The following is a 14,113-nucleotide window of genomic DNA, read 5'->3' as shown; positions in this document are numbered from 1 at the left end:
CGCCGGCCTGGAGAACGCTCAGGGATGGAACCACAGCTCGCGCCGCGCCAGCGGCGTGGCTTCCGGCAGCAGCGGATTGGGCAATTCGATGATGGCGCGGCCGGATAGCTTGAGCTCGCGCAGATGGTCGCTGTTGAACGCCTTGAACAGCTGATCGAAGCTGCCGTCGCGCACGCCCTTCTCCAGCCCTTGCTGCAACATGCGGGCCAATTCCGGCCGCTGCGGCGAAACAAAGAAATAAAAGGCGGTCGGGTAGTGCAGCAATAGATACGGGTCGAGCATCAGCCCCTTGCTGTTGGGCGACTCCAGCTCCTGCTGCACCTCGATCACGCTGCGCGGGAAGTAATCGTAGCGATGCTGGCGCAGCATGGAAAACAGATTGGGATAGTCAGGGCTGGTCAGCACCGGCAAGCCGGCATGCTGCAGGATCTGGGTATCCGGCCAGTCCTGCCCCTGTCCGGCGCGGAAAGCCGCCAGCTGCGGCAAGGTCTTGACGCTCTTGAACAGTTGCGGCCGGTCGGCGTTGATCAGCGGCACCCGCCAGCCTATCAGGCCCTTGTCCAGCGGAATGCGCACCGTCAGCAGCTTGCGCTCGCGCTCGCGGCTGGTCATGCCCCAGAACAGATCCACGCGGCTGTCCGGACGCTGCATCTGCTCCATCGCCCGGCCCTGGTTCATGTCGCGGGCGGCCAGCAGCGCGCAGCGCTGCCCCATCTCGCTGCAGGCCAGCTGCAGCAAGGCCTGGATATACGGCCAATGCGGATCGTTGTCGCCTGACACCAGCGCGTAAGTGATGGACACGCCTTCCGCCCGCGCGCACAAACAGCACAGGCACAGCATCCCTATCCGCAGCAATTTCGCCATGTCTCGCCCTTACGGAAGCGCTAAGGCCATTATGGCAACGGTTTACAGCCAGCCCAAGCCTCCGGCCGCGCCGCCCAGCAACAGCAGCCACACCGGATTCCAGTTCCGCTTCCACGCCAGCAGCGCCACCGCGGCGCTCAAGATCCAGCCGCCCAAGTCGCGGTTGGCCGCCTGCAGCAGCAGGCAGGCGCTGGCGCCCACCAGCCCTACCGTCAGCGGCAGCAGCGCGCGCGACAGCAGCCCGGCCAGCTCGCCGCCCTGGTTGGCCGTCCACCAGCGGGAAACGTAGAAGCTCAACAGCGACGACGGCAAACACATGCCCAGCATGCTGACCAGCGCGCCGGCGACGCCGGCCACATGCCAGCCCACCAGGCTGACCACCAGCACATTGGGGCCCGGCGCGGCCTGGGCGATGGCGAACAGCTCGGCGAACTGGCCGGCGCTCATCCAGCCCTCGGCCACCACCAGCCGCTGCAGTTCCGGCAGCAGCACATTGGCGCCGCCCACCGCCAGCAGCGACATCAGGCTGAAATGCCACAGCAGCACCAGCAAAATCATTTCGCCATCCTCCCCCGGCTCAGCCAGGCCAGCGCCAGCGCCAGCGGCGCCGAAGCCAGCAGCACCCACAGCAGGGGCAGGCGGAACACCGCGATAGCGGCGAAGGTGGCGGCCACCACCAGCGCGCTCCACAGCCGCCGCTCCAGCCTGGACAACAGGCGCAACGCCATCGCCAACAGCAGGCCGGCCGCCGCCGCGGCCAGGCCATGCATCACGTGCTCCACCAGCGGCAGCTGGCGGTAGCGGCCGTAGACGGAAGCCAGCAGCAGCACGATGACCATCGGCGCCAGCAACAGGCCGCACACCGCCGCCAGCGCGCCGGACGGCCCATGGAAGCGCGCGCCGATCGACACCGCCATATTGACGATATTGGGTCCGGGCAGCACCTGGCACAGGCCCAGCTGCTCGGCGAAGTCGGCCTCTGACAGCCAGCGCCGCTTCAGCACCAGCATGCTGTGCGCCTGCGGCAGCACGCCGCCGAAACCGCTGACGCCGATGGAGAAGAAGCCGGCGAACAGCTCGCGCCGGCTGGGAAGAATCAGATCGCTATGCATGCCTTGACACTACTCGCCGCCGGAAGACTATACAAACGAGAAATTCTGACAGGGGCGGTCACCAGCCCTCACAGCTCGCCCAGCCGCTCGATGATGAAATCGACGAAAACCCGCAGCTTGGGCAAGGGCTGGCGGTCGGCCGGATAGAGCAGGTGCATGGGTTTGGCCTCCGGCAGGTAGCCGTCCAGCAAGGACACCAGCCGCTCCGCCGCCACATCGTCGGCCAGCAGCGTTTCCGCCTGCAAGACGATGCCGGCGCCGGCCAGCGCCATCTGGCGCAAGGCCTGGCCCTGATTGCACTGGAAGCGGCTGGAAGGGATTTGCGCGGCGTGCAGCCTGGCCAGCGCGTCCCAGCCGTCGTCGCGCCGCCAGCGGCTGAAGCCCAGGCAATCATGCTCCGCCAGTTGCTCCGGCGTCTCCGGCCTGCCGCGCCGCGCCAGATACGCCGGCGACGCGGCGATCATCATCCGGTACGGCTTAAGGCGGCGCGCCACCAGGCCGGAATCGGCCAGATGGCCGATGCGGAACACCGCGTCGTAACCTTCTGCCACCAAATCCACCAGTTGATCGCTCAGTTCCAGCTCCACGCCGATCTCCGGATAGCGCGCCATGAACTCCGCCAGCAAGGGCGCCAGCCTCAGTGTGCCGAAAGTCACCGAGGCATTGACTCGCAGCACGCCGCGCGGCTGTTCCCTGAGCAAGGCGGCGGCGTCATCGGCCGCGGCCAGATCGGCCAGGATGGCGCGGCAGCGCTGGTAGTAATGCTGTCCCAGCTCGGTCAACTGCTGGCGACGGGTGGTGCGCACCAGCAACTTGCCGCCCAACCGCGCCTCCAGCGCGGCGATATGCTTGCCGACCATGGGCTGGGACAGCCGGTGGGCATCGGCGGCAGCGGTGAAGCTGCCCTTGTCCACCACCGCGACGAATAATTCCATGCTGAGCAGGCGATCCACTGATTAAAAACTCCAGGTTATCAATCCTGTTCATCATAGCGGATTAATCAATCCAGGGAATCCGCGCACACTGCAGACATCGCAACCCGCAATGGAGAACACCCATGAAGATTCTGCTCGTAGGCGCCAGCGGCACGTTGGGCCGCGCCGTGCATCAGGCCTTGTCCCACCATCAGGTAATCACCGCCGGCCGCGGCAGCGGCGATCTGCGCGTCGACATCACCGACAGCGCCAGCGTGCAGCGGATGTTCGAGCAGGCCGGCCGACTGGACGCCATCGTCAGCGCCACCGGCAGCCTGCACTTCGGCCCGCTGGCGGAGATGACCGCCGCCGACTTCCGCATCGGCCTGAACGACAAGCTGCTGGGCCAGATCGACTTGGCGCTGGCCGGCCAGCACTATCTGAACGACGGCGGCTCGATCACGCTGACCAGCGGCATCGTCAGCGCCCAGCCGATACGCCACGGCGCCAACGCCACTGCGGTCAATCGCGCGCTGGAGGGCTTCGCCGCCGCCGCCGCGCTGGAGCTGGGCCGCGACCGCCGCATCAATGTGGTCAGCCCCAATGTGCTGCGGGAGTCATGGGACGGCTACGCGCCCTACTTCCCGGGCTTCGAAGCAGTGCCGGCCGCGCGCGCCGCGCTGGCCTACGTGCGCAGCGTGGAAGGCATCGCCAACGGCCAGACGCTTACCGTGTGGTAGGCCGCGCCATGACTGAGGAGAAACCGCATATGAAAATACTGCTAGTCGGCGCGAACGGAACCATAGGACGCGCGGTGCGACAAGCGCTGTCCCGCCATCAAGTTCTGGCCGCCGGCCGCGACAGCGGAGAGCTGCGCGTCGACATGAGCCAGCCTGACAGCATACGGGCGCTGTTCGAACGCACAGGCAACGTCGACGCCATCGTCAGCGCCGCCGGACTGCTGCACCTGGGGCCGCTGGCAGAGATGACGCCCGAGCAATTCCGCATCGGCCTGGACAGCAAATTGATGGGCCAGGTGAACCTGGCCCTGATAGGCCAGCATTTTCTCAATGCCGGCGGCTCCATCACCTTGACCAGCGGCATGGGCAATGAAATCCCGCTGCGCCACGGCAGCAACGCCTGCGCCGTCAACGCCGCGATAGAGGGCTTCGCCCGCGGCGCGGCGGTGGAGCTGGCGGCCGGGCTGCGCATCAACGCGGTTTGCCCAAGCGTGCTGCAGGAGTCATGGGAGCCGTTGCAAAGCTACTTCCCGGGTTTCGAGGCCGTGCCGGCGGCTCGCGTCGCCCGCGCCTATCAACGCAGTGTAGAGGGCGTCGAAACCGGCCAGGTTTTCAAAGTCTGGTAAATCGCCAACCCCAAAGGAGAAAACGCATGTATCTGCTCAACATCAGCTATATCCGCAAACCCGCCGAAGTGGAAGCGCATATCCCAAGCCACGGAGAATGGGTAAAACGCCACCTGGCTTTGGGCAATATCCTGTTCGCAGGCCCCAAGCAAAGCGGCTTGGGCGGCGTCATCCTGGCTCGGTCCATGCCCAAGGCGGCGCTGCTTGCGATACTGGGGGAGGATTCATACCTCCAGCACGACGTCGCCGAGTATCAGATCATCGACTTCGACATCAAGGCGGCTCGGGAAGATCTGCAAACGCTGCTCGCCTGAAACAGCATCCCCGCAGCTGTCGAGGCTAGGTCCGTTCAACACTGACGCCTCTCCAAATGCAAGAGCGGAAACGGCCTGCCGGCGCCATCCCGCGCCGAGCGGCCGTCTGTCATGAACTCGACGCGGCGATGCGTCAGACCGCTTCGGCCTCGATAATCGAAGACAGCGCCAAAGTCGGTAAAACGCTACTCATCCGGAAACCCGCGGAACCGAGCAGGGCGTCGAATTCGGATTCCGTTCGCTCTCGCCCCCGCACCGTCATCAGCATCACGATGTCCAAGGCAACGGCCGGATGGGCGGAGCCGTCGTCTGGCAAGACCGCCTCGATGACCAACAGCTTCGCGCCGGGACGCATCGCGCTGCGCACATTGCGCAAGATCTTCACAGCGTCCCCATCGGAAAAGTCGTGCAGAACATTCTTGAGCAAATAGATATCCCCCTGCACGGTCAAATTCGAGAAAATATCCCCCGCCACGATGCGGCAGCGCCCCTTGAGCGCCTCCCCATCCAGCAAGTGACTGGCGATGGTTTCCGGCCGGTCCAGCAGAACCCCGCTCAAGCCGGGGTGCAATGCGAGCACCTCCTTCAGCAGTCCCCCCCTTCCCCCCGCGACATCCACCACCGTCCCCGTCTCCGGAAAGAGATAACTGCGCGCGATCTTTTCATTGACGCCGGCAGTAATGGAAACCATGGCCTTATCAAAAACCTGGTTCTTTTCAGAATGTCCCCGCAAATAGGGAAAGAATTCCATGCCATGAAATACCTCGAATCCCGGCAGTCCTGTCATCAAGGTATTCGGCAAACCCGCCGCGGAATGGCGAAACATCTCATCGGTGAATAACAGCGCCGCCTCGCGCTGGGAATTAACCGCATCCGAACAGAGCGAGCGTCCGGCAGGGGACAGGTCCCACATCCCATCGTCTTCTTTATGAAACAGGTCTTTCATGGCCAATAGCCGCAGTACTCGCTCCAGCGGTTCAGCCATTACGCCGGTTTGTGCTGCCAGCTCTTCTACTCCACGCGGCCCCGCAGCCAAAGCATCCGGGATATGATGAAAAACAACCGCCCTCAAGGCAGACGCATAAATATGGCCATACATCAAATCATGCAACAAGGACGATTGCCGATGGCTATTCACCGCGGTTGAAACAGGAGGCGGAGAGGAGAACATGAAATACCTTTCCACAATCAAGACAACAGCGATTATTTTACCAAAAAACCACTCTTACCTCTATCCAAAACAGCACTGATCAATAAAAATATACGCATCCAATTACTTGAAGATATTCAAAAATCAATACCCTGCTTTCCACAAAATCAAACCAGCACACGCTCGAAATCCCACCATCCATATTCAAAAAAAGTCCAGACCAAATATCAAAAAACACAGACATCGATTTTTGCCGAAGAAAATAGGCTGGCATCCGGGAAATTCCGCCGCGGATAAATGCCCCGCCCCCTCCAAACCCACTCCACCCTCTCGCCGCCGCGCTCAAGCGCTTGCCGCGGGCAGCCTGGCCACGAACTCGCACCCAAGCCCGCCTATACTGCATCAGTCTCAAGCGCGGGAGGCCGCATGAAGCCCATCCTGTGGAGCGGGCTGGCGCTGCTACTGTGCCTGCCCCTTCTCCATGCCGAGCCAATACCAGCGTACAGCCAGGCAATAGAGCCCTGGGGCGACGCCGCCAGCGGAGACGGCCTGACGCCGCGCTTCCTGAGCTGGCTGGCCCAACAAAGCGGCCTGCGGCTGAAGCAGGACACCCGGCCGCTGCCGCGGCTGGTGGAGGACATGAAAGCCGGCCGCGACGCGCTGGCGCTGATCACCGCGTCGCCGGAGCGGGACGCCTTCGGGCTTGAGCTGTGCCGCCCCGCCGACATCCGCCTGTCCGTGGTCTACCGCCTCGGGACGCGCGAGCTGCGAGCCGCCGATCTGAAACTTCGCCCGGTCGGCATCTTGCGCGGCACCCATACGCTGGACGCCTTCATCGCCCGCAGCGGCGCGGAGCCGGTGCTGGTCAGCGACATGCGCCAGGGTCTGGGCATGCTGCGCATCGGCCGGCTGGACGCGATGATGTGCGTGCGGCCGGGCTGCGGCCGCGTGTTGCGCGAGATTTCCGCCCCTGCGGACCGCTGGGCGGAGCTGGCGATCAGCCGCGAGCCGATGGCTGTCTATGTGTCGCGCGCCCATCCCTTGTCAAAGGACCCGGCAGCCTTGGCGCGGTTGAAAGCGGCCTGCGTCTCGCCCGAGGGCCGCGCCAAGATGGCGGAGTTGCTCGCCCGCTTCGACTAGCCGTGAAAAACCCCGCCGGCCTTTTCAGGCGGACGGGGTTGGAGAGCGTGAGAATCCGGCCGGATCAGATGTCGGCTTCCACCTCGTTGCCCTTGGCCTCCATCCAGCCGCGGCGGCTGGACGCCTCGCCCTTGCCCATCAGCATCACGAACATGTCCAGCGTCTGCTGCAGCATGCCGGGGCGCACCTGCACCTTGACCAGGCGGCGGGTATCCGGGTTCATCGTGGTGTCCTTCAGCTGCTCTGGGTTCATCTCGCCCAGGCCCTTGAAGCGGGAGATGCTCCACGCGTTCTCGCGCACGCCCTCGCTGCGCAGGCGGTCCAGAATGGCCGTCATCTCGCCCTCGTCCAGCGCGTACAACTTGCGCGGCGGCCGGGTCTTGCCCTGGCCCGGCACGTCGACGCGAAACAGCGGCGGCTGGGCGATGTAGATGTTGCCGTTTTCAACCAGGCGCGGGAAATGGCGGAAGAACAGCGTCAGCAGCAGCACCTGGATGTGGGAGCCGTCGACGTCGGCGTCGGACAGGATGGCGATCTTGCCGTAGCGCTGGCCGGACAAGTCCGGCGCGTCGTTCGGGCCGTGCGGGTCCACGCCGATAGCCACCGAGATGTCGTGGATTTCGGCATTGGAGAACAATTGGTCGCGGTCGGTCTCCCAGCTGTTCAGCACCTTGCCGCGCAGCGGCAGGATGGCCTGGTATTCCTTGTCGCGCGCCAGCTTGGCCGAGCCGCCGGCGGAGTCGCCCTCCACCAGGAACAGCTCGTTGCGCTCGATGTCCTCGCTCTCGCAGTCGGTCAGCTTGCCCGGCAGCACCGCCACGCCGGAACCCTTCTTCTTTTCCACCTTCTTGACCGACTTGAGGCGGCTCTGCGCCTGGCGGATCGCCAGCTCGGCGATCTTCTTGCCAGCTTCCACATGCTGGTTCAGCCACAGTTCGACCGGATCGCGCGCCAAGCCGGAAATCAGTTTCAGCGCGTCGCGGCTGGTCAGCTTGTCCTTGGTCTGGCCCTGGAACTGCGGGTCCAGCACGCGGGCGGACAGCACGAAGCGCACGCGGCTCCATACGTCCTCGGCCATCAGCTTGACGCCGCGCGGCAGCAGGTTGTGGTGGTCGATGAAGCTCTTCACCGCGTCGTAGACGCCGGCGCGCAGGCCGGCCTCGTGCGTGCCGCCCACCGGCGTCGGAATCAGATTGACGTAGCTCTCGCCGCTGGCGCCGTCCTCGAACCAGGCCATCGCCCACTGCGCGCCCTCGCCCTTGGCGAACTGCTCATGGTCGTCGCCGATATAGGCTTCGCCGGAGAACAGCGGCGCCACCGGCTCGTCGTCGCCGCACAATTCGGACAGATAGCTCTTCAAGCCTTCCGGATACTGCCACGCCTTCACTTCGTCGCCGCTCGGCTTCTCCACCGTCAGCGTCACCGCCACGCCGGGCAGCAGCACCGCCTTGGCGCGCAGCAGGCGCTCCAGCTCCTGCATCGAATAGCGCGGGCTTTCGAAATACTTGCCGTCCGGCCACACCCGCACCCGGGTGCCGCTGGTGCGCGGGCCGCAGTCGCCGATGCGGGCCAAGGGCTCGATCACATCGCCGCCGGAAAACACCAGGCGGTGCACGCCGCCTTCGCGCTTCACTTCCACTTCCAGGCGGGTGGACAGCGCGTTGGTCACCGACACGCCGACGCCATGCAGGCCGCCGGAGAAGGCGTAAGCGCCACCATCCTTCTTGTTGAATTTGCCGCCGGCGTGCAGCCGGGTGTACACCAGTTCCACCACCGCCACGCCTTCCTGCGGATGCAGGCCTACCGGGATGCCGCGGCCGTCGTCCTCCACGCTAAGCGAGCCATCCTGATGGACGGTGACAGCGATCTTGCGCGCGAAGCCGCCGAGCGCCTCGTCCGCGGCATTGTCTATCACTTCCTGGCAGATATGGGTGGGGTCGGTGGTGCGGGTGTACATGCCTGGCCGCTCTTTCACCGGCTCCAGCCCCTTCAGCACCCGTACCGAGGATTCGTCGTATTGTTGTTGAGTCATGTTCTGGTCTTGCCCTGTCGGCGCGTCACGTCGACGCCGCCCGCTACGGGCGGCACAAATGAAGACAGCGGGCATCGCCCGCCGTCGCTGTACTGCAAAAAGCGTGGTTCGCCGCTCACTGCTCGCTCTGGGTGGAGGTGCGCGCCAGGTAGGCGTGATGGCTCTCCACGCCGCGCAGGAAGCGCGCCAGTTCGGACAGCGCGCGCTCGTAAACGTCGTGCTTGAACTCGATCACCGCGTCCACCGGCGCCCAGTAGTCGTTCCAGCGCCAGCCATCGAATTCCGGATGGTTGGTCGCCCGCAGGCAAACGTCGCTGTCCCGCCCCACCAGCCTGAGCAGGAACCAGATCTGCTTCTGGCCCTTGTAACTGCCGCGCCATTCGCGGCGTACCCAATTCGTCGGCACCTCGTAACGCAGCCAATCCCGGGTGCGCCCCAAGATCTTCACGTGCTGAGGCAGCAATCCCACCTCTTCCAGCAGTTCGCGGTACATCGCGGCTTCCGGGCTTTCGCCCGGCTTGATGCCGCCCTGCGGGAACTGCCAGGAATGTTCGCGCACGCGCTTGCCCCAGAACACCTCGTTTTTGGCGTTGGTGAGGATAATTCCGACGTTTGGGCGGTATCCGTCCCGGTCCAGCATGGAAAAAACCTGCAATTCGTTAGTTACCGAATTTTTGCACATTTCACGCCGCCTTGCCACGCGCGCCGGCTCCGTCCTCGCCTCGATGCCGCTTGACCCATATCACCATGGCCAGGCGGGCACTCCCCCAAACCGCCAAAACGATGCTACGATTCGCCGATTGAACGTCATTCCACTGCGCATTCATGGCAACCCTGCTGAACCGACCCACGCTGTCCCGCCTGACCTGGCTGCCACTGCGGCCCGAGGACTTCACTACGCTGCTGCAGACGGCCGATTTCCGCCTCCGTCTGCTGGAGGCCATCGCGGCGGCGACGCGGCGGGTTTACCTGTGCGCGCTCTATCTGGAAAACGAAGAGGCCGGCCAGGAAATCCTGAACGCGCTGTATCAGGCCAAGCAGCGCTGCCCGCAGCTGGACGTGAGGGTGATGGTGGACTGGCACCGCGCGCAGCGCGGCCGCATCGGCGAGGATCAGTCCCATTGCAACGCCAGCTGGTATCGGGAAGAGGCGCTGCGCCGCGATCTGGACATCCCGATCTACGGCGTGCCTGTGCAAACGCGCGAACTGTTCGGCGTGCTGCACCTGAAAGGCTTCGTCATCGACGATACCGTTTTCTACAGCGGTGCCAGCCTGAACAACGTCTACCTGCACAAGCTGGACAAATACCGCTTCGACCGCTACCACTTGCTCCACAGTCCCGAGCTGGCCGATGCGATGGCAGGCTTCATGAACGAGCAGTTTTTCAACGACCCCGCCGTGTTCCGCCTGGACAAGCCCACGCCGTCCACCCGCAGCATACGCAAGGAAATCCGCCAGTTCCGAGACAAGCTGGCCCACAGCCAGTACCGCCCCTCCATGGACCGCATCGCCGCGCCCAACGATCTGGCGGTCAGCCCCGTGGTCGGCATCGGCAAGGGCAATCGGCTCAACCGCGCGATCCTGGATGTGATCGCCAGCGCCCAGCGCCGGTTGTTCATCTGCACGCCCTATTTCAATTTCCCGCGCGCGGTGGTTCTGGAAATCAACCGCGCGCTGCGCCGCGGCGTGGAAATCGACATCGTAGTCGGCGACAAGACCGCCAACGACTTCTACATTCCGCCGGAACAGCCCTTCCGCGTGATCGGCGCGCTGCCCTATCTGTATGAAATGAACCTGCGCCGTTTCGCCAAGCGCCAGCGTCAATACCTGAGCCGGGAACAGCTGCGCATCCACCTGTGGAAGGACGGCGACAACACCTACCACCTGAAAGGCATCTGGAGCGACGACCGCTATATTCTGCTGACCGGCAACAACCTGAACCCGCGGGCCTTCCGCCTGGACCTGGAAAACGCGCTGCTGCTGCGCGATCCGCAAGGCGCCCTGCGCGGGCAGAGCGATGCCGAACAGCAAAGCATCCTCCGCCATGCCTCGCCGCTCTCGCATTACCGCCAGCTGGAAGACGTGCGGGTCTATCCCGAACAGATCAAGAAGCTGCTCACTCGGCTAAGCCGGGTGCGAATAGACCGAATGCTGAACCTGATGTTGTAAGCGCCTCCCACAGCCCCGCTCCCTCGGGGTTTTTTACTGCCCTCGGCTATGATTAAGCGGTGGACTGGAGTCAACGTGGAGAGGCCGATGCGCGCCGCCGTCGACGTAAAAACCGCCAATCTCGCCGTCGGCCACGACTACGCCGAGAAATGGCAGGAAGTGCTGGACCTGCTGGCCAGGCTGCTGCGCATCCCGGCGGCGCTGATCATGCGAGTGCAGCCGCCGCGGATCAAGGTCTTCCTGTCCAGCCGCAGCGACGGCAATCCCTACGAGGAAGACGAACTGGCCGACCTGGGCACCGGCCTCTACTGCGAAACCGTGATGGCCCGCCGCGGCGAGCTCATCGTCCCCAATGCCCTGTCCGACCTCGACTGGGACCACAACCCCGACATCAAACTGGGCATGATCTCCTATATGGGCCTGCCCCTGATCTGGCCCAATCAGGATGTGTTCGGCACCATCTGCGTGCTCGACAGTGAGGAAAATCCCTACAACGCCACCTACCGCCAGCTGCTGGCGCAGTTCCGCGCGATGGTGGAGCGCGACCTCAGGCAAATCTATAACGACAAGGCCCGCGCGGAAGAAGACGCCGCGCTGCGCGCCGACGAGGCAGAGCGGGTCCGCCGGGAGTTCGAACGGCTGCGCGCCGGCGAGCGCAAGGCGCTGCAAGCATTGCGCGAGAGCGAGGAGCGCTGGCACTTCGCGCTGGAAGGCGCCGGCGACGGCGTATGGGACTGGGACCTATCCGAGGGAGGCGTCTTCCTCTCCAGCCGCTGCCAGCAGCTGCTAGGCCTCTTTCCGGCCGAAATCACCGGCTTCCAGTTGTGGCAGACCCGCATGCATCCCGACGAGCTTCCCGCCGTCCAGGCCGAGTTGGCGAGCTATCTTCAGCGGCCGGAAGGCTCTTTCGTCTCGGAACACCGCTTCCGCAGAGGCGATGACTGGATCTGGCTATTGGCGCGCGGCATGGTGGTCAGCCTTGATATCCACGGCCGCCCCTTGCGGATGATAGGCACCTATTCCGACATCACCGCGCGTAAGCAGGCCGAGACGGAGCTGCAGCTGCTGAACAACCATCTGGAAGAAAGAGTCGCGGCGCGCGGCGCCGAGCTGCAAACGGCGATGCAGCAGATCAGCATCGCCGAGAAGCAGGCGGCGCTCGCGCGAATGGTGGCCGGCATGGCCCACGAGTTGAACACACCGATAGGCAATGTGCTGCTGTGCTCGTCTCAGATGCGCGCTGACATCGGAGCCATCGCCGCCGACGACGCGGAAAAGCGCCTATCACGCAAGGGCTTGCAGGAGTTTCTGCAAAAAGCCGGCGAAACCTGCGAGCTGCTGCAACGCAACAGCGAGCAGGCCGGAGACCTGATCGGCCGGTTCAAGCAGATCGCGGTCGACCAGCTGGACCAGCCCAAACGCAGTTTCCACCCCGCCAAAGTCATGGCCAATCTGCTGGAGACGCTGTTGCCGGCCGAGCACCATCCCCACATCCGGATAGAGCTGCGGATTCCCACCGACTTGGTCATTGAAAACTATCCCAGCGCGCTGGAACAGCTGGTTTCCCATCTGGTGGCCAACACCCTGGCCCATGGCTTCGACGAAAAAGGCGGCGGCGCCATCCGCATCGACATCGGACGCGATCAGGACGAACTCACCCTGATCTACGCCGACGACGGCAAGGGCATCGGCCACGAGCTTCAAAGCAAGGTATTCGACCCCTTCTTCACCACCCGGATGGGCCAAGGCGGCATGGGATTGGGGCTGGCGCTGGTCCATAACATCGTCCAGGCCATCCTGAAAGGACGCATCCGCCTGGAGAGCGAGCCCGGACAGGGAGCCGCCTTCATCATCAACTTTCCGGCAAATCCCAGCTAGTCCCCCCCTCGCTCGGCCCCTCGCCTCTCCGCTTCATCCTCGCGGGACGGCAATGGTTTCACCTCCTGCAGGCGCTGGTAGTCGACATGGTCGTTTTCATCCTCGTCGGTGTAAATCAGGTCAGCGAAGGCGTGATTCCAGCGAATATCCTGATGCGAAAAAGTGTGCCGGGCCACCATGGGCTGGATGGTGGTCTCGTCGATGCCATTGACCGACAGGATCAATTGCGCGCGGGTCGCCGCCAGCGACGCCGCATCGCGCCGGTGCAAGGGGCTGCGCTCGTCTATCTTGTGCACCAGCGTCCATCCCAACACAAACATCGGATGCTGGTCGCGCACCAGGTCCAGGTCATACAGCTTGCGAAAAGTCGTCCCTTCCGCCGTGGTCTCATGCTGCAGCAACCGCAGCCGGGCGCTGGCGTCGATGATCACATTGTTGCGGGCATTGGCCGCGCGCAGCATCAGCACCGGCTCGCCGTTCAGGGGCCGCACCACCGGGCTATTGGTAAACACGATGCGCGCCCTGGGCCGCGAAAAACGCGCGAACGTCATGCCGGTGATCAGCGCGATGCTCATCATGCCGATGAAGATCTCCAGCATTGAAACCCAGTGGGTATACAGCGTCTGTGGATGCATGTCGCCGTAGCCGACGGTGGCGAGGGTCTCGACACTGAAAAAGAAGGCGCCGAGAAAACCTTGCGGAAACTGGTTGGCGATGCCACCGGGCTGCAGTTGATAAAGCCCGGCGAACAACAGATTCAATGCGATGAAAGACGCGGCGATAAACAAATAGAAATGCGGCCAGCTGATAGTCATGCAGTAATGGTAGAGATCGTGCAGGGAGTGCCGCGGCAGGCTGTGAATGAACAGGCTGCGGCCACCCGCGTCTATCCGCCGCGCCGGCTTGCTCGTACGAGTCGCCATCGACTGCGTCCTTCAATGCAAATGGCTGATTGTGTGAGCGATGCGCTCAGGCGTCAATGACAGCCCACGCCATCCGCAAACGCGAAAGCCCCGCCGGGGTTCGGTCGGGGCTGCCTGGGGGAGGTTTCGCGCGCGCAATGCAAAAACCCCAGCTCAATGAGCTGGGGTTTTGCGTATGGGGCGTCTGGCGGTGTCCTACTTTCACATGGCGAATGCCACACTATCATCGGCGCTAAGGCGTTTCACGGTCC

At 63.9% G+C, this 14,113-nt stretch carries 15 protein-coding genes; 6 read left to right on the top strand and 9 right to left on the bottom strand.

Annotated elements, in window-relative coordinates; all coding sequences use genetic code 11:
• Positions 1-18 precede the first annotated feature (18 nt).
• From VA599_RS15690 to VA599_RS15675, 4 genes are all read right to left on the bottom strand, one after another.
• Positions 19-864, bottom strand: a complete 846-nt coding sequence (locus VA599_RS15690; protein ID WP_231161629.1) for a type 2 periplasmic-binding domain-containing protein — start codon at positions 862-864, stop codon at positions 19-21.
• Positions 865-906: 42 nt separating this feature from the next.
• A complete protein-coding gene (locus tag VA599_RS15685; RefSeq protein WP_021477458.1) occupies positions 907-1,422 on the bottom strand; it encodes a chromate transporter in 516 nt (171 codons plus the stop codon).
• Entirely contained in the window at positions 1,419-1,976 is a 558-nt protein-coding gene (locus tag VA599_RS15680; protein WP_021477457.1) for a chromate transporter, read from the bottom strand. The genes VA599_RS15685 and VA599_RS15680 overlap by 4 nt, the downstream gene beginning before the upstream one ends.
• 68 nt (positions 1,977-2,044) lie before the next feature.
• Complete coding sequence (locus VA599_RS15675; protein WP_205692454.1) at positions 2,045-2,911, bottom strand: LysR family transcriptional regulator; 867 nt, start codon at positions 2,909-2,911, stop codon at positions 2,045-2,047.
• A gap of 122 nt (positions 2,912-3,033) precedes the next feature.
• Here VA599_RS15675 and VA599_RS15670 point away from each other — a divergent pair, with 122 nt between their 5' ends.
• From VA599_RS15670 to VA599_RS15660, 3 genes are read left to right on the top strand one after another with little or no spacing between them, the layout of a single operon-like run.
• Positions 3,034-3,630 carry a short chain dehydrogenase gene (locus tag VA599_RS15670; RefSeq protein ID WP_221668391.1) on the top strand — a complete coding sequence of 199 codons (597 nt, stop codon included), beginning with the start codon at positions 3,034-3,036 and terminating at the stop codon, positions 3,628-3,630.
• 29 nt (positions 3,631-3,659) lie between these two features.
• A complete protein-coding gene (locus tag VA599_RS15665; protein WP_104946298.1) occupies positions 3,660-4,256 on the top strand; it encodes a short chain dehydrogenase in 597 nt (198 codons plus the stop codon).
• 26 nt (positions 4,257-4,282) lie between these two features.
• On the top strand, positions 4,283-4,570 hold the full coding sequence (locus VA599_RS15660; RefSeq protein WP_021477453.1) for a YciI family protein: 288 nt from the start codon (positions 4,283-4,285) through the stop codon (positions 4,568-4,570).
• A 133-nt stretch (positions 4,571-4,703) separates the two neighbouring features.
• Here the strand turns inward: VA599_RS15660 and VA599_RS15655 are convergent, their stop codons facing one another.
• Both VA599_RS15655 and VA599_RS15650 read right to left on the bottom strand, forming a co-directional pair.
• Positions 4,704-5,741: a methyltransferase gene (locus tag VA599_RS15655; protein ID WP_346789422.1), complete on the bottom strand. Its 1,038-nt coding sequence runs from the start codon at positions 5,739-5,741 to the stop codon at positions 4,704-4,706.
• 79 nt (positions 5,742-5,820) lie between these two features.
• Positions 5,821-6,102, bottom strand: coding sequence for a hypothetical protein (locus VA599_RS15650; RefSeq protein ID WP_346789421.1), 282 nt, complete (start codon positions 6,100-6,102; stop codon positions 5,821-5,823).
• Between the two features lie 44 nt (positions 6,103-6,146).
• Here VA599_RS15650 and VA599_RS15645 point away from each other — a divergent pair, with 44 nt between their 5' ends.
• Entirely contained in the window at positions 6,147-6,860 is a 714-nt protein-coding gene (locus VA599_RS15645) for a hypothetical protein (RefSeq protein ID WP_346789420.1), read from the top strand.
• A 64-nt stretch (positions 6,861-6,924) separates the two neighbouring features.
• Here VA599_RS15645 and parE read toward each other — a convergent pair whose 3' ends face one another.
• Together parE and VA599_RS15635 are read right to left on the bottom strand one after the other, a co-directional pair.
• On the bottom strand, positions 6,925-8,892 hold the full coding sequence (parE, locus tag VA599_RS15640; protein WP_346789419.1) for a DNA topoisomerase IV subunit B: 1,968 nt from the start codon (positions 8,890-8,892) through the stop codon (positions 6,925-6,927).
• A gap of 115 nt (positions 8,893-9,007) precedes the next feature.
• Positions 9,008-9,532, bottom strand: coding sequence for an RNA pyrophosphohydrolase (locus VA599_RS15635; protein ID WP_031296470.1), 525 nt, complete (start codon positions 9,530-9,532; stop codon positions 9,008-9,010).
• A gap of 185 nt (positions 9,533-9,717) precedes the next feature.
• On the opposite strand from VA599_RS15635, the gene pssA reads away from it, so the two are divergent.
• On the top strand, positions 9,718-11,061 hold the full coding sequence (gene pssA / locus VA599_RS15630; RefSeq protein WP_346789418.1) for a CDP-diacylglycerol--serine O-phosphatidyltransferase: 1,344 nt from the start codon (positions 9,718-9,720) through the stop codon (positions 11,059-11,061).
• A gap of 87 nt (positions 11,062-11,148) precedes the next feature.
• Positions 11,149-12,939: an ATP-binding protein gene (locus VA599_RS15625; RefSeq protein ID WP_346789417.1), complete on the top strand. Its 1,791-nt coding sequence runs from the start codon at positions 11,149-11,151 to the stop codon at positions 12,937-12,939.
• Here the strand turns inward: VA599_RS15625 and VA599_RS15620 are convergent.
• Entirely contained in the window at positions 12,936-13,862 is a 927-nt protein-coding gene (locus VA599_RS15620) for an ion channel (protein WP_346789416.1), read from the bottom strand. The genes VA599_RS15625 and VA599_RS15620 overlap by 4 nt on opposite strands.
• Positions 13,863-14,113: the final 251 nt, after the last annotated feature.

This window comes from Chromobacterium indicum (genome assembly GCF_039708975.1).
GTDB lineage: Bacteria > Pseudomonadota > Gammaproteobacteria > Burkholderiales > Chromobacteriaceae > Chromobacterium > Chromobacterium piscinae.
Note: the sequence above shows the minus strand (reverse complement) of the source record. Positions and strands in the feature narration are given on the sequence as shown.